The sequence below is a fragment of the Shinella sp. M31 genome, assembly GCF_049199205.1.
Taxonomy (GTDB): domain Bacteria; phylum Pseudomonadota; class Alphaproteobacteria; order Rhizobiales; family Rhizobiaceae; genus Shinella.
Map to the genome: position 1 here is coordinate 24,437 of NZ_JBLZPH010000079.1, position 21,049 is coordinate 45,485.

A 21,049-nucleotide genomic window follows, 5' to 3' on the forward strand; every position below is an offset into this window, starting at 1 on the left:
TTTTTTAGAAGGAAATAACGGTTTCCGCGCCGATGCCGCGGATGGTGCCCTGCGGTTTTGCCGCAGGGTCGGTGCCGATGCGCGGCGAGAGCCTGATCGGCTTGACTCTGCCCGGCGCCAGATGGAACCAGCTGTCGTCGGCCACAAAACCCTCCGCCTCGATGGCGACGGACTGAACGAAGCGGTCCGTCGAGAGATCGAGTACCCAGCCCTCCGCATCCTGCCGCAGCTCTGCGGAAAGCAGGGACGTCGCCATCGCTTTCGCCCGGCCGCGTGGAAAATGGAAGGCTTCGGCCACCATCCGCCCCTCGCCATCGACCAATCGGCCGACCGTGACGTCATGGGCGGGCGGGCCGAAGCGGAAGGCATAGGTCGTGTCGAAGAATGCGCCGAAGAGGTCGGTCGCCGGCATCGTCAGGGCGGAATGCGGGGCGAGCGCCACGTCGCGCTTGCCGGAAACGACGGTCTGCCGGCCATGGCGCAGGCAGGCGAGTTCCAGCGTCAGCTGCTGTTCACAGGCGCTTTCATTGAGGACATGCACGTCGAGGCCGTTCGTGCCCTCGTCCGACAGCGTGACCTGCACGGGCCGAAACGCACGACGCAGCGCATGCCAGGCCGATTTCGGCAGGCCCGTCGCATCGACAATGCCCCAGCCGGCACCGGGCAGGAGGTCCTGATAAGTCCAGACCAGCGCGCCGTTACAGGTCGACTGTTCGCGCCGCCATTCGGTAAAGGTCGCTTCCATCACCTCGGCGACTGCGGCGCGGGAGAGATCAAGATAGCGCGAAGGGTCTTCACGGCGCAGGCGGGCGGGGTCTTCTTCATAGAGCAGGCCGAGATAGTGGTCGCGCACGTCCTCGAAGTCCCAGGAGGCGCCACGGTCGCGCGGTACGCGAGCCTTCCAGCGCGGATCATGCACGGCAGGCACGGGCAGGTGCGTGTCGAGCGTCTCCTGCTCCGGCACATTGGCGAAGGCGAGGCTTTCGGCGGCGAAGCGCACTTCCGCGCGGCGTGCATCCTCCAGCGGCCGGCAATAGGCGCCGACGCCGTAGTAGTGCGCCACACCGGCATTCGGCGCGAAGGGCATGGCGCCCCCGCTCGGGGAATTCTCGACATAGGGCACGTCGGGGCGGTGCGCCGCGACGAGCGCCGGCAGGATGTCGAGCGTCCACGGCCCGGCCCAGGCCGCCTGCGGCAGGCCGAGCATCCCCGCCTGTTGATCGATTTCGCTGCCGCCGCAGAGCACGGCGAGCGAGGGCGAGGCGGCAGTGGCGTCGAGGAACTGCGAAACTTCCGCCTGCACAGTCGCGACGAAGGCCGGGTCGTTTGCCGGATAATCGAAATTTGCGAACTGGAAATCCTGCCAGACGAGAATGCCGAGCTCATCGCACAGCGCGAAGAAGTCCGGCGTCTCATAGGCCATGGTACCGCCAATGCGTAGCATGTTCATATGGGCGTCGGCGGCGAGCTTGAGCAGCGGCTCATAGCGGTCGCGCGTGCCCGGCAGATCGACGATATCGGCATTGGTCCAGACCGCGCCGCGGCAGAAGATTTTGACACCGTTGACGAAAAGCGCAAAGTCGCGGCCGTCGGCGCCACGGTCGATCTCGATGCGGCGGAAGCCGCACCGGCCGAGTTTCTGGCGTACGCCATCCATCACGAGGGAAATGTCGTGCAGGACGGGTGTTCCATGGGTGTGCGGCCACCAAGCCTCGACGCCGGGGATGGTGAGGCTCGCGCTGAAGCTGCGTTCGCCGTTCGGGATCGCTTCCACGGAAACGCCGGCGCATTCCACGACCGGTGCCATCGCACTGTCGAGTGTGAAGCCGATCTCCAACTGACCCTTGCCGTTTTCATGAAGGCGCGCAGAGAGGCGGATATCGGTCGCGATGGCAGGTGTCGGGCGGGTGAGGCGCACCGGCCGCCATGGACCGGATGCATGGACCTCCGGGCACCAGCCGGGCATGCGGCCGAGCAGGGTGGTGCGCACGAGACGCAGGCCCTGCGGCGTGATCATCTGCGGGCGCCAGCGGGCACGGGGGCCGCGCTTTTCCAGATGCGGCTTCAGCGCACGAAAGCAAAGGGCAAGGTGGTCGTTGCCGGTCAGCGTGACGGGAAGCGCATGGCGCACGAACATGCTGCCGGAGGACAGGGCAAGCGCGCCGTTCCACCAGATCTCGGTGATCGTGGCGAGGCCATCGAAATGCAGCACGGCCTCGCCTGGCGCCTCGCTCGAGAGGTCGAGCACGTACCAGGCGTCGAGATGGTCGAGCGGGACGGGGGCGGTGCGGTCGAAGCGGCCGGCGCGTTCCAGCGCACCGGCGACCGTGCCGGGCACGGGGGCATCGAGAAAGTCGGAAAGGTTTTCCAGCGCGGCCGGGTCGGCGGCAGCATTGGCCGCTGTCAGCGCCATGCGCCAGCCGGTGGAAAGCGCCTTTCCGGTCTCGGACATCACGTCTTCCTTAAGTCAATACGGGCTTCAGTCGATGCGGGTGGCCAATTCAGCCATCAGTGTATCCCACGCTTCGATCGCCGGATCGAGCGCTGTCGCCAGCGGATCGAATTTCCGACGCGTCACGGCGCGGGCGAGCTGGAACTGCACCGACTTCGCCGTCTCCGAAATCTTGCGCGCGGCATCGCCGCCGTCGAAGCCGAGCCAGTCGAGATGGCTGCCGGCCAGCTCGAAATTGGCGCCGAGCTGGCGCAGCGTGTTGAAGGCGTATTTGTGGAAGAAGCCGAAGGGGCGATCCGCCACCACCTCGACCTGCTTCGGGAACACCTTCGCGAAGGCCGCAACCGGGTTTTCTGTTGGGCGCCGGGCGAAATGGAAGGTAAGCAGGCGCTTTGCCTCTCGGCGCAGATGCGCCTCGTCGGGCCGTTTGTCCGGAAATTTGGCGAATTCCGTGTAGGGCAGGAAGGGCAGGTCTTCGGGGCCGTCGTTCAGGTGGAACAGGCCGTCGAAATCCTCGCCCTCCAGCCTGAAGAAACCGGCATTGTGAAAATAGTCGAGCTGCTTGCCTTCAAGATCCAGCCGGTTGATCGCGACCGTCGTCTTGCCGTGCTCCTGGCGGTAGGCGACGCCGCGGGTGTCCGGCATGTAGAAACTGTCCATCTCGACGAGGCAGAGACGGCCGCGGGCGATCTGCGCCGCGAAGTGGCTTTCCACTTTATCGAAGATGGCGAGTTCCGTCGCGCGGATGCCGTAAAGCGTTTCAAGGTCCTCCAGCGGCACCTTGAAGAAGGTGAACTGGTCGCCCTCGAAATCCTGGGTCAGCGAGAAGCCGAGCATCGCCTCCGGGTGAGTGCCGAACGCATTCAGCACCTCGATCCAGAGGTCGACGTAGCAATTCGTCTCCGGCCACATGCGCTCCGCATCGTGCAGGGCATGCGGCCGGTAGGTCTCGGGATTGGCCCCGGCGAAGACGGCAGCCATGCTCAGTCCTGATATCCCAGAACCTTGCGGACATCCGCCGGCCAGGTCGCGATGTCCATGCCGTGGCGGGCGAAGAGGGCAAGCGCGATGCGCTCCAGGCCGAAGCCGACGCAGGCGGTGTGCGCGACGTCGCCGTTTTCGAGGTTGAGGCCCCACTTCGCGCCGAAGGCGTCCTGATGGTAGTTGAAGCTCATGCAGGCCGTCGGCTTGGCGGCCGAGGTCACCGGAATGAGCAGCTCGAACTTCAGGTTCTGGTCACGCTGGTTGTTGGCCATCATGCGGCCGGCGCGGCCGAAGAACGGGTCGTTCGCCACATCCATCGTCACATCGAGGCCGACCTTGGCCATCATTTCCAGGCCGCGGTCCATCCAGGTCTGGCGGAACTCGGTCACATGCTCCTGCGTGCCCATGCAGACATATTCGCGCATGCGGAACAGCTGCTGACGGGCCGGATCGTTCGACGGCTCATGACGGAAGCAATAGGACTGCAGGTCGTAGAGACCGCCCTTGGCCGGCAGGCGGCCGCGCTTGGCGATGGTCGGGTAGAGCGGATAGCAGGCCGCCGGCGTCAGCACGATGTCCGTCGCGTTCTGGTCCTTGGTCCAGTCGCCGTTCACTTCCATGCACTGCAGCAGGTTCATGTGGTCGGCATCGTTGCCGCAGAAGCTGTGCACGGTGCCGGCGAGCTGCGGGAAGCTCTTCATGTAGCCGGAGGTCTCGAAATGCGCGCGGTTCATGCCCGGCGGAAAGCGCATGGCTTCCGCGCCATCGGCACCGCCGAAGGCATCGATCAGCCGCTCGAAGCGGGCGATCACATCCTCGAAGGCGCCCGAGCGGCCATAGAGGCCTTCGACGCCGGTATCGATGAGAAGGCCCGAATCGAAGAGCCGGTCGAGAAGCGAAGTCTGCATATCCATGGTGTCACCCGATCAGGCTGGTGTCCTGCTTGTGAACAAGCAGGAGGTTGGACGTGTTGCCGAGGATGCGGTCGTTGGAGATCATCAGCTGGGCGGAATGCGCGTCGCGCAGATGCCGGCCGAGGCTGAACGGCGTGCCGTTCTTGTAGCCCATTATGCCGACGATCAGCATGGCCTGGTTGATGATGGACAGGATCGTTTCCGACGACGCGATCTTCACGTTGTTCATCGCCACCGCAAAGCCCATGGAGGAGAGCCGGTCCGGATCCGCCTTGGCCGCCTCGTATTCGCGAAGGCCGGCAATCGTGTTGGACTTGACGAGCTGCAGCAGGTTGGAGGCTTCCGCGAGGCGTAGCGCGCCGGGCGGTGCAACACCGGGGCTCTTGCGGGCGGCGGCGCGCACGAAAGCCTGGGCGCGAGCGACCGCGTTGACGGCGATGCCGTACCAGACCGCGCTCCACAGCAGGTGCGAGGTGGCGAGCATCGACTGGGCCGCGATCTCGGCGAAGGGCTTCGGCAGGATCTGTTCCTTCGGTGCCTCGCCCTTGAACAGCCAGCCGTCCGAGCAGGTGCCGCGCATGCCGAGCGTATCCCAGACATGGGTCTGCTCGAGCGTGTACTGGTCCTTGGTGAACACCGTCATGACCTGGTCGGTCGAGGCGGCATCCGCATGGGCGCGCGACGTGATGAGGATCGCGTCGGCATGCGCCCCGTAGGAGATGACGGTGGCGTCTTTCGTCAGGCGGCAGGTGTCGCCGTCGATCTCGATGGCGCAGATGCTGTTGCGCAGGTTGCCGCCGATACCGCCTTCGGTCGTCGCCGAGGCGAGCAGCAGCTGTTCGTCGGAGACACGGCGCATGAAGCCGGAATGCCAGGCATCGCCGGCGCCGTGCGAGACGAGGCTCGACAGCTTGATATGGTGCATGGCGAAGACCATGGCGGCGGCCGAGCAGCTCTGGCCGAGCAGCGAACAGACTTCCGCGATCTGCGAAAGCGTTGCGTCCTCGCCACCAAGCGCGGCGGGGATCTGGATGGACAATAGCCGTTCGGCGATCATCGCGTCGACGGCTTCCCGCGGGAAGCGGCCCTTGACGTCCACATCGTCGGCATGCGCTGCGGCCACGGCGGAAACGCGCTCGGCGCGTTCCGCAAGGCTCGAACCGACGGTGAGGGTCATTCGGCAGCCTCCGCATTGCCGACGAGGCTCGACACCGCCCGCGTGATCGCGTCCACGCTTTGGAAGGACTTGCGGTTGAGCAGGTTGTCGGGGAATTCGACGTCGAAGGCTTCCTCGATGCCGAGCATCACCTGCACGGAGGCGAAGGAGGACAGGCCTGCCGCATAGAGATCGGCATCGTCGGCGAGCGTCTCGACCGGAACCGGGAGGCCGCCATGTTTGCCCAGGATATCGCGAATCTTCTGCTTCATGTTCGTCTCCATCGGTTTCTCGGCCGGCCGGGGCTGGCTGTGCGTATTCTTCGAGAAAGACATAACCGACGGTTGATAAGATCGGCTGAAGGGACATGGATAAGATTTTGTGAAGCCGGAAAAGTGGGCGCTCCGTCCTGAACCGGGCATCACCGAGGCTTCGTGAAGAAATACCGAATGGCCCTGCTTTTTCAGCGTGTTGCGCGCAATCTTCACTGTATTGCAATGGCACGTTACCGCGCCATTTGCATTGCGTTAGCCATACTCTGAAAGCGTGTGGGATCGGCGGCTTCGGGACTTGAAAAATCCGTTCAGGGAAGGGACGGGCAGGTGCCAGGCTTTGCCGGTAGGCCGCCGCCGGCGATGAGGGCGGCGAGCTGCGGCCGGTCGCCGTCGGCGGTGGGCTGGATGTTGAGCGCTTCCGTCGCCGGCCACCAGTCGCCGCCGGCCCAATAGGTCCAGCCGGTCCAGACCGCCTGTTCCTTGTTGACGAGTGCCGTCATGCGGGCCAGGCCGTCGAGGCAGGCCTTGTCGGCGGAGCCGCCGAACTCGCCGAGGAAGCCGCGCTTGCCGTTGCGTTTCAGCCAGTCGGTGAACCCCTCAAGGGCCTTCACCGCATCGTTGGCGCGCGCGCAGGTTTCCGCCTTGCCGGAAAAGTCGTCGTCGAGATACTGGTGCACTTCGTAGGCATGGTTGTCGGCGGGATCCTCGATGCCGAGCATGACGATGCCGTTGGCGCCGCCATCGCGTTCCGCCTCCCAGCTGTGCGCGCCGGTCCAGATCGTGCCGGGCACCAGCACGAGGTTTTTTGCGCCGGTCTCGCGGATGGCGGCGATGGCGGCATTGGCGGAGGCGAGCCATTGCGTGGCCGTCACGTCATGGGGCTCGTTCATCAAGCCGAACTGCACGCCGGCATCGTCCTTGTAGTCCTCGGCCAGCCGTTTCCAGAAGTCGGCGAAGGCGCTGTCGGGCACCTTGGCCGAGCCGATCTGGTTGCCGCCGTAATAAGCGTAGTTGTGCGGGTCGAGGATGACAGTCATGCCGGCAGCGCGCAGCGCCTTCACGGTCTCGGAAAGCCGCTTGTGCTCCGCCTTGTCGAAGCCGCGCTTGAGGCGTGGTTGCAGCCGTTCCCATTTGAACGGCAGGCGCACGGCGTTGAACCCCTTGCCGGCGAAATAGGCGATCGTCTCGGCGGAGGGATAGGCGTAGTCCTTGCCGTGGGTACCGCGGCCCTTGCCGAACTCGGCGCCGGCCAGATTGACGCCGCGCAGGCAGGCGGCGCCCGCCTGAGCCGGGATCGCAAGCGAGACCATGGCTGCCACCACCAGTTTGGAGAGTGCCGATGCGCGGCCCGAGGATACCATGCCTGTCTCCGTTCCGGGCTTCGCGCCGCCGGACCTGCGTGAAAACAAAGGGAGCGAACGTGTCAGGCGCCGGGACGTTCCGCCAGAAGCCCGTGTGGCTCGCCGTATTTGGTCCCGCCAAGGGTGGCACGATACACGTCTGCGTAGCGATCCGCCACGCGGTCCCAGGAATAGGCCCCCGCCGCCGCCATCGCCGCCCGGCGATAGCCGGCGGGATCGAGCGCCAGCATGGCGTGGGCGCCTGCAATGCCGTCGGCGGCCGTGCGGGCGTCGGCGAAATCGCAGAGCCGGATTTCCGGGTGGCTGGCGGCGAGGTCCCTATAGGCGACATTCGGGTGCAGCACCGGTACGAGGCCGGCGCTCATCGCTTCGATGGCGACGAGGCCGAAACCCTCGTATTCGGAGGCCGAGGCGAAGAGCGAAGTATTGCCGATCAGCCCGCGCACGGCCTCGTTGGAGAGGCCGATATGCACGGTGACATTGGCATCGAGGCCGCGCGCCCGCACCATGGTGGCCAGATCGTCGGCGGAATGATCGCCGGGCACGCCGGCAATGTCGAGATGCCAGGTCGGGTCGGCGGCGGCCAAAGGCACCATGGCGTCCATCAGCCGGTCGAGGCGCTTGTTGACGGAGAAGCGGCCGACGGTGATCAGTCGGCGGCGGGCGTCGCGCGCGCCCGCATCGCCGAATTTCTGCGTATCCGCACCATTGTCGATGCGCACGACGCGTTTGCCGGCAATCGTCTGGAAGGTGCGGGTGTCCTGCGCGCTGCAGCCGATGATGCGGCGATAGGCGAGCGCCGAAAGCCGCGTCGTCGTGTTGAACCAGATCGTCTTCAGGCCGGAGAATTTCGCGGTGTGGAAGAAGCCGCCATGGGTCGTGGCGATCAAAGGCTTGCGGTGCGCCAGCCAGCCCCAAGCGAGGGCGTCGTAGAAGAAATCGATCGCATGCACATGGACGATGGCGGCGTCCGCGAGATGGCGGAAGACCTGCGGCGCGATCGGATAGCGCGTGCTGCCGGAATAGGGAATGCGCACGACCTCGACGCCGTCGATGATCTCGCGCGCCGGCAAGGTCTTGTCCGGCGCGGAAAACAGCCGGTCGAGCGTGACGACCCGCACGCGAAAACCGCGCGACAGAAGCTGGCGCGACAGTTGCGCCACGACATCCTCCAGCCCGCCGCGGTTCGGTATGTACTGGCGCACGACCTGCACGGCCAGCGGCGCTGAGATAGTCGAGGCGGCAAGGGTGGCAGGGCTCATCGCGGTCATCCGTAGCAGGGGATCGAGCGGCGCAGCCGCGTAAGCGACGACGCTGCCGGGCGACACCATCGCGCCCAATCGCGCCGATCAAGGCGCCTGCGATGTTAAGGCCGCGTTAAGCCGCGCGGCCTTCCGCAAACAGGATTAAGAGATTGCAACCGCCGCGCGTTGGCGTGGCGGCACGCCTCAATGCGCCTCGTCCCAGTTCGTCGCGGCCCGCGCGTCCACCTTCAGCGGCACTTTCATCGAAAGCGCCGGCATGGAGGCGTTTTCCATGACGTCGACGATGACGGGGATGGCCTTTTCGACCTCGCCGTCCTCGACCTCGAAGATCAGTTCGTCATGCACCTGCAACAGCATGCGGGCCGACAGGCCGGCGGCGGCCAGTGCGGGCTCCATCTTCACCATGGCGCGGCGGATGATATCGGCGGCGGAACCCTGGATCGGCGCGTTGATCGAGGCGCGTTCGTTGAAGGCGCGCACCGAGGGATTGGACGACTTGATCTCGGGGTAATGCGCGCGGCGGCCGAAGATGGTTTCGACATAGCCATTCTCGCGGGCGAAGGCCTTGGTTGAATCCATATAGTCCTTGATGCCGGGGAAGCGCTCGAAATACTTCTTGATGTAGTCGCTCGCTTCCGACCGCTCGATCGACAGCTGGTTGGCGAGGCCGAAAGCCGAGATGCCGTAGATGATGCCGAAATTGATCGCCTTGGCGCGGCGGCGCACTTCCGACGGCATGCCCTCGACGGGAACGCCGAACATTTCGGATGCCGTCATGGCGTGGATATCCACGCCGTCGGCAAAGGCCTGTTTCAACTGCGGGATTTCGGCCACATGGGCGAGCACGCGCAGTTCGATCTGGCTGTAGTCGGCCGAGACCAGCTTGTTGCCCGGCGTCGAGATGAAGGCCGTGCGGATTTTCCGGCCTTCGGCGGTGCGGACCGGGATGTTTTGCAGGTTCGGTTCGGAGGAGGAGAGGCGGCCGGTCGTGGTGGCGGCGAGCGCATAGGACGTGTGCACGCGTTTGGTATCGGGATGCACGAAGCCGGGCAGCGCGTCGGTATAGGTGGATTTCAGCTTGGTGAGCTGTCGCCAATCGACGATCTTGCGCGGCAGCGGAATGCCCTGGGCGGCCAAATCTTCCAATACCTGGGCGGAGGTCGACCACTGGCCGGTCTTGGTCTTCGAGGCGCCGGGCAGGCCCATCTTGCCGAACAGGATGTCGCCGAGTTGTTTCGGCGAGCCGATGTTGAAGCGCTCGCCGGCCAGCTCGTAGATTTCCTCCTCGTAGCCGGCCGCACCCTGCGCCAGTTCGCCCGACAGGCGCGACAGGACCTGCCGGTCGATGGTGATGCCGCGCTCTTCCATACGCGCCAGCACCGGCACCAGCGGGCGTTCCAGCCGCTCGTAAACGGTCGTCATACGGTTTGCCGCAAGGCGCGGTTTCAGCACATGCCAGAGGCGCAGCGTCACGTCGGCATCCTCGGCGGCATAGGCCGTGGCGCGGGAAATATCGACCATGTCGAAGGTCTGCGCGCCCTTGCCGGAGCCGGCGACGTCCTTGTAGGCGATCGGCTTGTGGCCGAGCCAGCGCTCTGACAACGTGTCCATGCCGTGCGTGCCGGCACCGGCATCGAGCGCATAGGACATCAGCATCGTATCGTCGAAGCTCTGCACGGTAATGCCGTGGCGGCGCATGACGAGATAGTCGTATTTGAGGTTCTGCGCGACCTTGAGGACCGATGGGTCCTCCAGCAGAGACTTCAGCCGCTCCAGCGCCGCGCGGATCGGGATCTGCCCCTCGGCGAGCCCGCCGCCGAGCAGGTCGCCGACGCCGGTCTTGTGGTTGAGCGGCACGTAGCAGGCCCGGATTTTCAGGCCCGTCGGGTCCTTGGCATTATCGGCGATGGCGAGCGAGAAGCCGCAGAGCTCGGCCTGCATGGCATCGAGCGACGTCGTCTCGGTATCGAAGGCGACGAGGCCGGTCTCGCGGGCGGCGGCGATCCAGCGGTCGAGGCTTTCGAGATCGCGCACCGTCTCGTAGGTCGAGTGGTCGATCGGGGCGGCGGAGAAGCGTTCGGCTCGCGCCCTGGCAAGCGATGTCGGTGTGGCACCGTCAGGGCCGGCGGTGGGCAGCAGCGTCTCGGCGGCTTCCGCCGCCGTTTCGTTGCCGTCGAGATCGAGCGCCGGACCGGCGACATCGCCCTTGTCGAGATCGGGACCATGCGCCTCCGCACCCCATTCGACCGGCACATTGGCCGCGTCGATGGCAGCAGCGTCGCAGGCGCAATCCTCGGCGACACGGCGCGTCAGCGTAGTGAATTCCATGGCCTTGAGGAAGGCGATGAGCTTGGGCCCGTCCTGGGGATGGAGCGTCAGTTCGTCCAGACCCATGTCGAGCGGCGTATCGGTCTTCAGGGTGACGAGCTGGCGCGAGATCAGCACGAGCTCGCGGTTGGCGATGATGTTCTCGCGGCGCTTGACCTGCTTGATCTCCTCGGCGCGGGCCAGAAGCGTGTCGAGATCGCCGTATTCCTCCAGAAGCTGGGCGGCGGTCTTCGGGCCGATGCCGGGCACGCCGGGCACGTTGTCGGTGCTGTCGCCGGTCAGCGATTGCAGGTCGATCATCTTTTCCGGCGGCACGCCCCATTTCTCGATGACCTCGGGAATGGAGATCTGCTTGTCCTTCATGCTGTCATACATCGAGATCTTGTCGGTCACGAGCTGCATGAGGTCCTTGTCGGAGGAGACGATGGTGACATCGGCGCCGTCGGCTTCGGCAAGCCGCGCATAGGTGGCGATCAGGTCGTCGGCTTCGAACCCCTCCTTCTCGATGCAGGGCAGGTTGAAGGCGCGGGTCGCATGGCGGATGAGGCCGAATTGCGGGATCAGGTCTTCCGGCGGCGCGGTGCGGTTCGCCTTGTACTGGTCGTAGAGTTCGTTGCGGAAGGTCTTCGAGGAATAGTCGAAGATGACGGCGAAATGCGTCGGCGTGACACCCACATCGGTATTGCGCGCATCCTTCAGGAGCTTCCACAGCATATTGCAGAAACCCGAGACGGCATTGACCGGCAAACCGTCCGATTTGCGGTTGAGCGGCGGGATGGCGTGGAAGGCGCGGAAGATGAAGCCGGAGCCGTCGACGAGGAAGAGATGATCACCTTTTTTCATGGGGTGAATGGATAGCGCGGGCGCCCTTCCGCGTCCATCTTTCATTGCGGCCGAGAAGGGCTTTCGAGGCTCGCGAAAGCCTCACACGAACGTTACCAATTTGTAATTCTCGGACGCCTCGGAATCCCTTGAAAAGCCACATTCGGACCCACAAATATTCCCCATCGGCACCTGATCAAGCCGCTGTCTGGCATCCCGGCTTGTCCCCCGCCGCGCCAGACAAGGACAAAGGCCTCATCCCCCTCTCCGGGCCTTTGTCCATCTTTCGTGAGAAGCCGCCGCGACAAGCCTCCTGTCGTCGGCGGCTTCTCCTTTTGAGGCGGGTTGCATTGCCTGCGATCCATCATTGCCAGCCGCCGCGAACCGGCATAGCCTCCATCCATGGATTTTGACCGGAAGGAGTCGGCTGCGTACCTCGCCAATCTCCTGGCGAAGGGAGCGTCCCGCGCGCTGCAGGCCCGGGCGGATGGCAGCGGTTTGGCGCCCGGCCAGTTTCCGGTCCTGCTCGAACTGTGGAGCGGCGACGGCCTTACCCAGCGCGAACTTCTCGACCGGCTCGACATCGAGCAGGCGACTATGGCCAATACGCTGGCGCGCATGGAGCGCGACGGGCTGGTCTCGCGCAGGAAACACCCCAAGGACAAACGCGCCCAGCTCGTTTACCTCACGGCACGCGGCAAGGCGCTGCGCGAGACGGCGATGGCGGCGGCCTCGGAAACCGAAGATGCCCTGTTCCGCGGCTTCAGGCGCTTCGAGCGGGAGCTGCTGCTCGAATATATGCGCATGGTTCTGGCCAATCTTGGTCGCGATCCCAGGATCTGACGTCGCAGAATCGTCATACGATTTGCCCTCCCCGACGCGATCGGTCTAATGTCGCGCCCGAACGTCATCTGATTTGCGCGTGGTGTCCACGCAAGGCTGCCAAACGGCCTTGCGCGCCATGTTTTAGGGAATTCGCCATGACCAACATCCTGCCTGTCCTCGACCGCGCCAGCGCCAATATTCCGGCGAGCCTCGACCGACTGTTCGAGCTGGTGCGCATCAAGTCCATCTCCACCGATCCGGCCTTCAAGCCGGAGTGCCGCCGGGCGGCCGAATGGCTGGTGGCCGAGCTGCGCTCGCTCGGTTTCGATGCGACGGTGCGCGACACGCCCGGCCACCCGATGGTGGTGGCCCATCACGATGGCGGCAAACCCGATGCGCCGCATGTCTTGTTCTACGGCCACTACGACGTCCAGCCGGTCGATCCGCTGAACCTCTGGGATCACGATCCCTTCGATCCGGCCGTGCGCGATGCCGGCGAGGGCCGCCGCATCATCACCGGCCGCGGCACGTCCGACGACAAGGGTCAGCTCCTGACCTTCGTCGAAGCCTGCCGTGCCTACAAGGAAACCGTGGGGTCGCTGCCCTGCCGCGTCTCCATCCTGTTCGAAGGCGAAGAGGAATCCGGCTCGCCGTCGCTGAAGCCGTTCCTCGAAGCCAATGCCGCAGAGCTCACCGCCGATTTCGCGCTGGTCTGCGACACCAGCATGTGGGATGCCGATACGCCGGCGATCTCGGCGGGCCTGCGCGGCCTCGTCGGCGAGGAGGTCGTCGTCAAGGCGGCCGATCGCGATCTGCATTCCGGCTATTTCGGCGGTGCCGCTGCAAACCCTATCCATATCCTTTCGACCATTCTCGCCGGCCTGCACGACGAAACGGGCCGCGTGACGCTCGACGGCTTCTATGAGAGCGTCGAGGAGACCCCGACGCAGATCAAGCAGGGTTGGGAAACGCTTGGCAAGACGGCGGAAAGCTTCCTTGGCGAGATCGGTCTGTCGATCCCCTCGGGCGAAAAGGGCCGTTCCGTGCTGGAGCTGACCTGGGCGCGCCCGACGGCGGAGGTGAACGGCATCACCGGCGGTTATACCGGCGAGGGCTTCAAGACGGTGATCGCTGCGGAAGCCTCGGCAAAGGTCTCCTTCCGCCTCGTCGGCAAGCAGGACCCCGCAAAGATCCGCGACGCCTTCCGCGCCTATGTCCGCGCAAGAATCCCGGCGGATTGCTCGGTGACGTTCCACGCCCATGGCGGCTCGCCGGCCATCCAGCTGCCCTATGATTCGGCGCTGCTGTCCAAGGCGAAATCGGCTCTGTCCGACGAGTGGCCGAAACCCGCCGTCGTCATCGGCATGGGCGGCTCCATCCCGATTGTTGGCGATTTCCAGAAGATGCTGGGTATGGAATCCCTGCTGGTCGGCTTCGCGCTTTCGGACGACCGTATCCATTCGCCGAACGAGAAATACGAGCTGCGTTCCTTTGAAAAGGGCATCCGCTCGTGGGTGCGCATTCTCTCCGCGCTCGCGGCGCACTGACCAAGATGTGATGACGATCTGGACCAGCGTTAACCCGATGACACGGAAATGCTGGTCCACTGACCGAACAAAGGGCCGCGTCGCTTCAGGGCGAATGACAGGACCGGACGGTGGGGATAACGAGATGGCTTTTTACGGGGCAAATGCGGGGAAACCCTGCTGCCCCGGCGGTGGGACGCCGGGCACGCGGGGGAAGGCGGAATGAAGCGACTGAAGAAATTCTTCTGGCCGCTGGTCAGTACGGCCGCGATCATTCTGTCGCTCTACATCCTCTATAAGGACCTGAGGGGCTTGTCGCTCGACGAGTTCATGGCGAGCATCCATGCCATTCCCGTCTCGGGCTGGGTGCTGGCCTGCTGCGCGACGCTCGTCGCCTATGCGGCGCTGGCGGCCTATGACCATCTGGCGCTGGAGCATCTCGGCCATCGCATCTCGCTGTGGTTCATCACCGTCACATCGTTTACGACCTATGCGCTCTCGCACAATATCGGCGCCTCGGTCTTTTCCGGTGCGCTGGTGCGCTACCGGGCCTATACGGCAAAGGGCCTGACGGCCTCAGAGGTCGGCGTTCTCGTCGCCTTCTGCTCGTTCACCTTCGCGCTCGGCACGGTGATGCTGTTCGGCCTCGTTCTGGTGTTTGAGCCGGAGATCGTCGGGCGCTTTTCCCATGTTCTGCCGATCGAGGCAGCCTTTTCGACCGGCATCTTCATCTTGGCGCTGGTCGCGCTCTACGTGATCGGCAGCCTCGTCGGCTTCCGGCCGATCAACACGCGCTGGCTGAAGCTCGAATATCCCAAACCCTCGCTGGTCTTCCGCCAACTGTTCATCGCACCGATCGAGTTGATCGGCGCGGCCGCGATCATCTATTTCGTGCTGCCTGCGGAGGGCAATCCCGGCTTCTTCGTCGTGCTCGGCATCTTCCTCGCCTCCTTCTCGGTGGCCCTTCTCTCGCATGCGCCCGGCGGCATCGGCGTTCTGGAGCTGGTCTTCCTCGCCGGCCTGCCGGATATCGATCCGGCTAAGGTGCTGGCGGCGCTCGCGGTCTTCCGGCTGTTCTACCTCATCATTCCGTTCATCATGGCGCTGGTGGTCATTCTGATCTACGAGCGCCAGCGGTTCCTCGCGCGGCTCGGCAGCGGCGAGGACTGATACAACGGATAGTTTTGGTTCATCGCGGGTTCAGTCGAATTCTTTCATGGTATGATCCGTCTAGTGCACTGTAAAACAGTGATATCAAGGGAGATCGACATGAAGACAACGATCAAGAGCGGCTTTGCCGCTGCCATGGCCGTCGCCATGTTCGCCACCACCTTCGTCTCGGCACCGGCCATCGCCATGCCGCTGGCCAAGGCCGGCGTTGCGCAGACCAGCGATGTCGAACAGGTGCAGTACCGTGAGCGTCGCGGCTGGCATGGTGGCCATCGTGGCTACAGGCATCATCGCCACGGCTATCGCCGCCATTCGGATGGCTGGTGGTACCCGCTCGCCGCATTCGGCGCTGGCGCGATCATCGGTGGCGCCATTGCCAATGACGGCTATGCCGAGCCGCGCTACGAGGGCATCAACCCGCGTCACACCGAATGGTGCTATTCGCGTTATCGTTCCTACCGGGCTTACGACAACACGTTCCAGCCCAACTATGGTGGCCGCCGCCAGTGCTATTCGCCTTACTACTAAGATTTTCGATCGGGCGGCTTTGAAAGCCGCCCGATCTGTTTCAGGGAACTATTGGAACAGCCGCAGCACGCCCTCGGCATTGGTGTTGGCGATCTGGAGCGTCTGGATGCCCAGCTGTTGCTGGGTTTCCAAAGCCTTGAGCCGGGTCGATTCCTCGTTCATGTCGGCATCGACGAGCCGGCCGATGCCCTGGCCGATGGCGTCGCTCAGATTTTCCAGGAAGGCCGACGATAGGGAGATACGGCTCTCCAGCGCGCCGAACATCGAAGCGACCTTGATCATGCGTTCCGTCATCAGGTCGACGACCACGGTCATTTCCTCGAGCTCCTGCCGCGTCGTCTCCGGCGTCAGCGTGATTTCCGGATGGCCGGTATGGTTGGCGCCGCTGATCAGCACCCAGTCCTGGCTGTAGCCCTGCATGGTGGCAAAGCCGGAATTGGTGATGATGCCGTCGCAGCCGCCATCCGAGACGAGGTAGAAGACCTGGTCCGTGTCGAAGACGGCGGTCATGTCGAACGTGATATCGGTGATCGAGACACCGCCGGCCTCGTTGCGCACGAAGGAGGCGGGCAGCGATTTCATGCCGTTCTGCGTCGGGTCGGTCGGATCCGTCATGTGCAGCCAGTTCTGGCCGGCGAACGAGGCCGAGGCGGCAATCGACCGCAGCTGATCCTTCAGCTGGTCGAGTTCCGTGTTGATCTTCATCTTGTCGACGCCATCCTCGTGGGCGGCCACGAGCTTGGCCTTGACCTCGTGCATCACCTCGATGGCCGAGGACATGCCGGCATAAGCGGTGTTGACGATGCTTTCGCTGATGCCGAGCGCGTCGGACACCGCATCCAGCGCCATGCTGTCGGAGCGCATGGTGGTGGCGACGGCCCAATAGGCGGCGTTGTCCCTGGCGGCTTGCACGCGAAGGCCACTGGAAACGCGGCCTTGCGCATCTATCATGCTGGAATTGACCGCGCGAAGGGTCTGGAGCGCGGACACCGCGCCCGCATTCGTCAGGATGCTGGTCATATCAAATCATTCAAAAGGGGATTGTGCCCGTCATGGGCCTGGAAGGTCGCGCCGATTAAGCGGAATTATGGTTAACGAAATATAAATCACCCAATTTTTACCAAACATCTCAATGGATTAGCTATGGCTTTAATGCGCGTGGCTGAAATGGTCCGGGTTTTGCGGCGGAGGAAGGATCGGTGGAAAGCCTCAAAACCGGAATGGGGCGTTTGCTATTCCTTAACCACCCCTTAAATCGCCTCATTTAAGGTTCAGGGACCGCAACGTTTTCAAGGGTATATCCGACCGTTCATGGTAGCCAATCGCAAATCCCAGCGCATCGAGCCCTCGTTCCAGGCATCCGGGGGCCGAGACGACGACGAATTTCATGTCGGCGCCGGCGATCGCGTGGCAGGGGGCGGCGGGCGCAAGCCGCGCGGCAAGGCGCAGAAGGCCGAGAAGCCGCAGCGCGGCGCACGCCGCAGGCGCGGTGGTTCGGGTGGCGGCGGCGGCCTTTTCGGCCTTGTGCGCCGGCTCATCTACTGGTGCGTCGTGCTCGGCATCTGGGGCGCCATCGGCGTCGGCGGTCTGGTGCTCTATTACGGCGCGCGCATGCCGAGCGCCACCAGCTGGTCGATCCCCGACCGGCCGCCCAACATCAAGATCCTCGCCGTCAGCGGCGATACGATCGCCAATCGCGGCCTGACCGGCGGCGAGGCTCTGTCGCTCGAAAACATGTCGCCCTATATCCCGCAGGCCGTCATCGCCATCGAGGACCGCCGGTTTTATTCGCATTTCGGCATCGATCCGCTCGGCCTCGCCCGCGCGATGCTGACCAATGTCACGACCGGTCGCATGGTGCAGGGCGGCTCGACGCTGACGCAGCAGCTGGCGAAGAACATGTTCCTCTCGCCGGACCGCACCCTGGAGCGCAAGGTGCAGGAAGTGCTGCTCGCGCTGTGGCTGGAGCACAAATATTCCAAGGACCAGATCCTTGCGATGTATCTCAACCGCGTGTTCTTCGGCTCGAATTCCTACGGCGTCGAGGCCGCCTCGCGGCGCTATTTCAACAAGTCGGCGCGTGACGTGAACCTCGGCGAGGCCGCCCTTCTCGCCGGTCTTCTCAAGGCGCCGTCCCGACTGTCCCCGGCGCGCGATCCGGAAGCCGCCGAAGCCCGCGCGCAGGTCGTGCTCGGAGCTATGCGTGAAGAAGGCTTCGTCACCGAAAACGAGATCAAGACCGCCATGTCGCAGACGCCGGCGCGGGCGAAAAGCTACTGGTCGGGCGCGCAGCACTATGCCGCCGACATGGTCATGGCCCAGCTCCCCGGCATGATCGGCGACACCAAGGAAGACCTCGTCATCGACACGACGATCGACCTCGACCTTGAAAAGAAGGCCGACGAGGCGATCACCATGGTCATGGACAAGGAAGGCGCCAAGCTGAACGCCTCGCAGGCTGCCCTCGTCTCCATCGACGGTACGGGCGCCATTCGCGCGTTGGTCGGCGGGCGTGATTATGCCGAAAGCCAGTTCGACCGCGCCTCCAAGGCCAAGCGTCAGCCCGGCTCGGCCTTCAAGCCCTTCGTCTATGCGACGGCGCTCGAAGCCGGCCGCTCGCCGCTCTCCATCCGCAACGACGCGCCGGTCCGGATCGGCAAATGGACGCCGGAGAACTACGACCAGAAATATCGCGGCGAGGTGACGCTGGCCTCGGCGCTTGCCAATTCGCTGAACACCATCGCCGCCCAGCTCGTCATGGAAGTTGGCCCCGACGAGGTGATCAAGCTCGCCCGCCGGCTCGGCATCGAATCGGAGCTGCAGTCGAACGCCTCCATCGCACTCGGCACGTCGGAAGTGACGCTGGTGGAGCTCACCTCCGCCTATGCGCCCTTCATGAACGGCGGCTACAAGGCGACGCCGCATATCATTCGCCGCATTTCGACGGCCGATGGCAAGGTTCTCTACGAAAACACCTATGACAACCCGCCGCGCGTGCTGGCGGAAAATATTGTCGCCCAGATGAACGGCATGATGATGCGCGTCATCACCGAAGGCACCGGCAAGAATGCCCGCGTTCCCGGCTGGCCGGTCGCCGGCAAGTCGGGCACGACCCAGTCGTTCCGCGACGCGCTCTTCGTCGGCTATACCAGCAACCTGACGACCGGCGTCTGGTTCGGCAACGACGACGGCAAGTCGATGAAGAAGGTGACGGGGGGCGGGCTGCCGGCCAAGGCCTTCAGCCAGTTCATGATCGCGGCCCACAACGGTCTTTCGCCTTCGCCGCTCTTCGGGACAGCCAATGGCGGCGTCGAGCTGCCGGCGGCCGGCGGCACGGAGCCCGCGCCCGAAGGCGACCAGCTGTTCGACATCATCTCGCGCACGCTCGGCACGGACGAACGGCCCGCCGGAAACGGTCAGGCCGTCGCGACCGACCAGACCGGTTCGCTCCCCCTCGACGACGGCATGACGCCGCCAGCCGATGTCGGCGAACAGCGCCAGCCGGCCACGCGGCGCACGACCCTTCTCGACGTTCTCCTGGGCGGCTGATGCTGTTGCCGGCTTGACGCCTGTCAGGAAGGCCCCCACATTGCCGCCGGGGATCGCTTATCCGTCTTAGACCTGCTGATTTTGCGCGCGTTGCGGCGCGGCAATGTCTTGCAGTCGTCTGGAGGCATCCTTATATACCCCGCAAAGCTTCGGATCCGTTCGATGCTTTCGCTAAGACCATACCATTAGGGGCTGCCAACAGAATGCCTGAATGGGTTCCGGCAGTTCGCTTGAAGGAGAGAATGACATGGCTAAAGTAATCGGTATCGACCTCGGGACGACCAATTCCTGCGTATCCGTCATGGACGGCAAGGACGCGAAGGTCATTGAAAATGCGGAAGGCGCGCGCACGACCCCTTCGATCGTCGCCTTCAATGATGATGGCGAGCGCCTGACCGGCCAGCCGGCAAAGCGCCAGGCCGTCACCAACCCGGAAAACACCCTGTTCGCCGTCAAGCGCCTCATCGGCCGCCGCTACGACGACAAGCTCGTCGAGAAGGACAAGGGTCTCGTTCCCTACAAGATCGTCAAGGGCGATAATGGCGACGCCTGGGTCCAGGCCCAGGGCACCGGCTATTCCCCCTCGCAGATATCCGCGATGATCCTTCAGAAGATGAAGGAAACCGCCGAATCCTACCTCGGTGAAAAGGTCACGCAGGCCGTCATCACGGTTCCCGCCTACTTCAACGACGCGCAGCGCCAGGCAACCAAGGATGCCGGCAAGATCGCGGGTCTTGAAGTCCTGCGCATCATCAACGAGCCGACGGCTGCGGCCCTCGCTTACGGCCTCGACAAGAAGGACGGCAAGACCATCGCCGTTTACGACCTTGGCGGCGGCACGTTCGATATCTCGGTGCTCGAAATCGGCGATGGCGTCTTCGAAGTGAAGTCGACCAACGGCGACACCTTCCTCGGCGGTGAAGATTTTGACATGCGCCTGGTCGAGTACCTGGCGGCCGAGTTCAAGAAGGACCAGGGCATCGATCTGAAGAACGACAAGCTCGCTCTGCAGCGCCTCAAGGAAGCTGCCGAAAAGGCCAAGATCGAACTCTCGTCCTCGCAGCAGACCGAAATCAACCTGCCGTTCATCACGGCGGATGCATCCGGCCCGAAGCACCTGACGATGAAGCTGACCCGCGCCAAGTTCGAGGCTCTGGTCGACGACCTCATCCAGCGCACCGTCGCTCCGTGCAAGGCAGCCCTCAAGGATGCCGGCGTCACGGCGGCCGAGATCGACGAAGTCGTTCTCGTCGGCGGCATGAGCCGCATGCCCAAGGTGCAGGAAGTCGTCAAGCAGCTGTTCGGCAAGGAGCCGCACAAGGGCGTCAACCCGGATGAAGTCGTCGCCATGGGTGCGGCCATCCAGGCCGGCGTTCTGCAGGGCGACGTCAAGGACGTTCTGCTCCTCGACGTAACCCCGCTGTCGCTCGGCATCGAAACGCTGGGTGGCGTCTTCACCCGTCTGATCGAGCGCAACACGACGATCCCGACGAAGAAGTCGCAGACCTTCTCGACCGCCGAAGACAACCAGTCGGCCGTGACCATCCGCGTCTCGCAGGGCGAGCGCGAAATGGCTGCCGACAACAAGCTGCTCGGCCAGTTCGACCTCGTCGGCATTCCGCCGGCCCCGCGCGGCATGCCGCAGATCGAAGTGACCTTCGACATCGACGCCAACGGCATCGTGCAGGTTTCGGCCAAGGACAAGGGCACCGGCAAGGAGCACCAGATCCGCATCCAGGCCTCCGGTGGCCTCTCCGACGCCGACATCGAGAAGATGGTCAAGGACGCCGAAGCCAATGCCGAGAACGACAAGAAGCGCCGTGAGGGCGTCGAGGCGAAGAATCAGGCCGAAAGCCTGATCCATTCCTCGGAAAAGTCGCTCAAGGAATATGGC

The 21,049-nt window shown here is 64.2% G+C and carries 15 protein-coding genes; 6 read left to right on the forward strand and 9 right to left on the reverse strand.

The genetic code is table 11. From position 1 onward, the window contains the following. Positions 1–4: 4 nt before the first annotated feature. The 8 genes from ACOZKU_RS12715 to polA form a co-directional block, all read right to left on the reverse strand. Positions 5–2,452, reverse strand: coding sequence for a glycoside hydrolase family 2 protein (locus tag ACOZKU_RS12715; RefSeq protein WP_421579194.1), 2,448 nt, complete (start codon positions 2,450–2,452; stop codon positions 5–7). A gap of 27 nt (positions 2,453–2,479) precedes the next feature. Beyond that, entirely contained in the window at positions 2,480–3,433 is a 954-nt protein-coding gene (locus tag ACOZKU_RS12720) for a DUF1839 family protein (protein WP_421579195.1), read from the reverse strand. A gap of 2 nt (positions 3,434–3,435) precedes the next feature. Continuing rightward, complete coding sequence (locus tag ACOZKU_RS12725) at positions 3,436–4,350, reverse strand: amino acid--[acyl-carrier-protein] ligase (protein ID WP_421579196.1); 915 nt, start codon at positions 4,348–4,350, stop codon at positions 3,436–3,438. Positions 4,351–4,354: 4 nt separating this feature from the next. Further along, positions 4,355–5,527 (reverse strand): acyl-CoA dehydrogenase family protein, encoded by a 1,173-nt coding sequence (locus tag ACOZKU_RS12730; RefSeq protein ID WP_421579197.1) that lies wholly within the window; start codon positions 5,525–5,527, stop codon positions 4,355–4,357. After that, complete coding sequence (locus ACOZKU_RS12735) at positions 5,524–5,778, reverse strand: acyl carrier protein (RefSeq protein WP_117368358.1); 255 nt, start codon at positions 5,776–5,778, stop codon at positions 5,524–5,526. Before ACOZKU_RS12735 ends, ACOZKU_RS12730 begins: the two co-directional genes overlap by 4 nt. A 311-nt stretch (positions 5,779–6,089) precedes the next feature. Next, positions 6,090–7,142: a glycoside hydrolase family 5 protein gene (locus ACOZKU_RS12740; RefSeq protein ID WP_421579198.1), complete on the reverse strand. Its 1,053-nt coding sequence runs from the start codon at positions 7,140–7,142 to the stop codon at positions 6,090–6,092. A gap of 62 nt (positions 7,143–7,204) precedes the next feature. Beyond that, entirely contained in the window at positions 7,205–8,404 is a 1,200-nt protein-coding gene (locus ACOZKU_RS12745) for a glycosyltransferase family 4 protein (RefSeq protein WP_421579199.1), read from the reverse strand. A 186-nt stretch (positions 8,405–8,590) separates the two neighbouring features. Beyond that, the gene (gene polA, locus ACOZKU_RS12750) at positions 8,591–11,578 is read right to left on the reverse strand and encodes a DNA polymerase I (protein ID WP_421579200.1); all 2,988 of its coding nucleotides are present in this window, start codon (positions 11,576–11,578) and stop codon (positions 8,591–8,593) included. A 381-nt stretch (positions 11,579–11,959) separates the two neighbouring features. Here polA and ACOZKU_RS12755 point away from each other — a divergent pair, with 381 nt between their 5' ends. The 4 genes from ACOZKU_RS12755 (at position 11,960) to ACOZKU_RS12770 (ending at position 15,606) form a co-directional block, all read left to right on the forward strand. Continuing rightward, complete coding sequence (locus ACOZKU_RS12755; RefSeq protein WP_314094253.1) at positions 11,960–12,400, forward strand: MarR family transcriptional regulator; 441 nt, start codon at positions 11,960–11,962, stop codon at positions 12,398–12,400. A 137-nt stretch (positions 12,401–12,537) separates the two neighbouring features. Beyond that, on the forward strand, positions 12,538–13,929 hold the full coding sequence (locus ACOZKU_RS12760; protein ID WP_421579201.1) for a M20/M25/M40 family metallo-hydrolase: 1,392 nt from the start codon (positions 12,538–12,540) through the stop codon (positions 13,927–13,929). Between the two features lie 201 nt (positions 13,930–14,130). Further along, on the forward strand, positions 14,131–15,078 hold the full coding sequence (locus ACOZKU_RS12765) for a lysylphosphatidylglycerol synthase domain-containing protein (protein ID WP_421579202.1): 948 nt from the start codon (positions 14,131–14,133) through the stop codon (positions 15,076–15,078). Between the two features lie 99 nt (positions 15,079–15,177). Continuing rightward, positions 15,178–15,606: a BA14K family protein gene (locus ACOZKU_RS12770; protein WP_421579203.1), complete on the forward strand. Its 429-nt coding sequence runs from the start codon at positions 15,178–15,180 to the stop codon at positions 15,604–15,606. Between the two features lie 48 nt (positions 15,607–15,654). Here ACOZKU_RS12770 and ACOZKU_RS12775 read toward each other — a convergent pair whose 3' ends face one another. Continuing rightward, positions 15,655–16,626: a flagellin gene (locus ACOZKU_RS12775; protein ID WP_421579204.1), complete on the reverse strand. Its 972-nt coding sequence runs from the start codon at positions 16,624–16,626 to the stop codon at positions 15,655–15,657. Positions 16,627–16,917: 291 nt separating this feature from the next. Between ACOZKU_RS12775 and ACOZKU_RS12780 the strand changes: the two genes are divergently transcribed. Together ACOZKU_RS12780 and dnaK are read left to right on the forward strand one after the other, a co-directional pair. Next, the gene (locus tag ACOZKU_RS12780; RefSeq protein WP_421579205.1) at positions 16,918–19,155 is read left to right on the forward strand and encodes a transglycosylase domain-containing protein; all 2,238 of its coding nucleotides are present in this window, start codon (positions 16,918–16,920) and stop codon (positions 19,153–19,155) included. 247 nt (positions 19,156–19,402) lie between these two features. Continuing rightward, positions 19,403–21,049, forward strand: a 1,647-nt coding sequence (gene dnaK / locus ACOZKU_RS12785; protein WP_421579206.1) for a molecular chaperone DnaK, incomplete at its 3' end; no start/stop codon positions are given.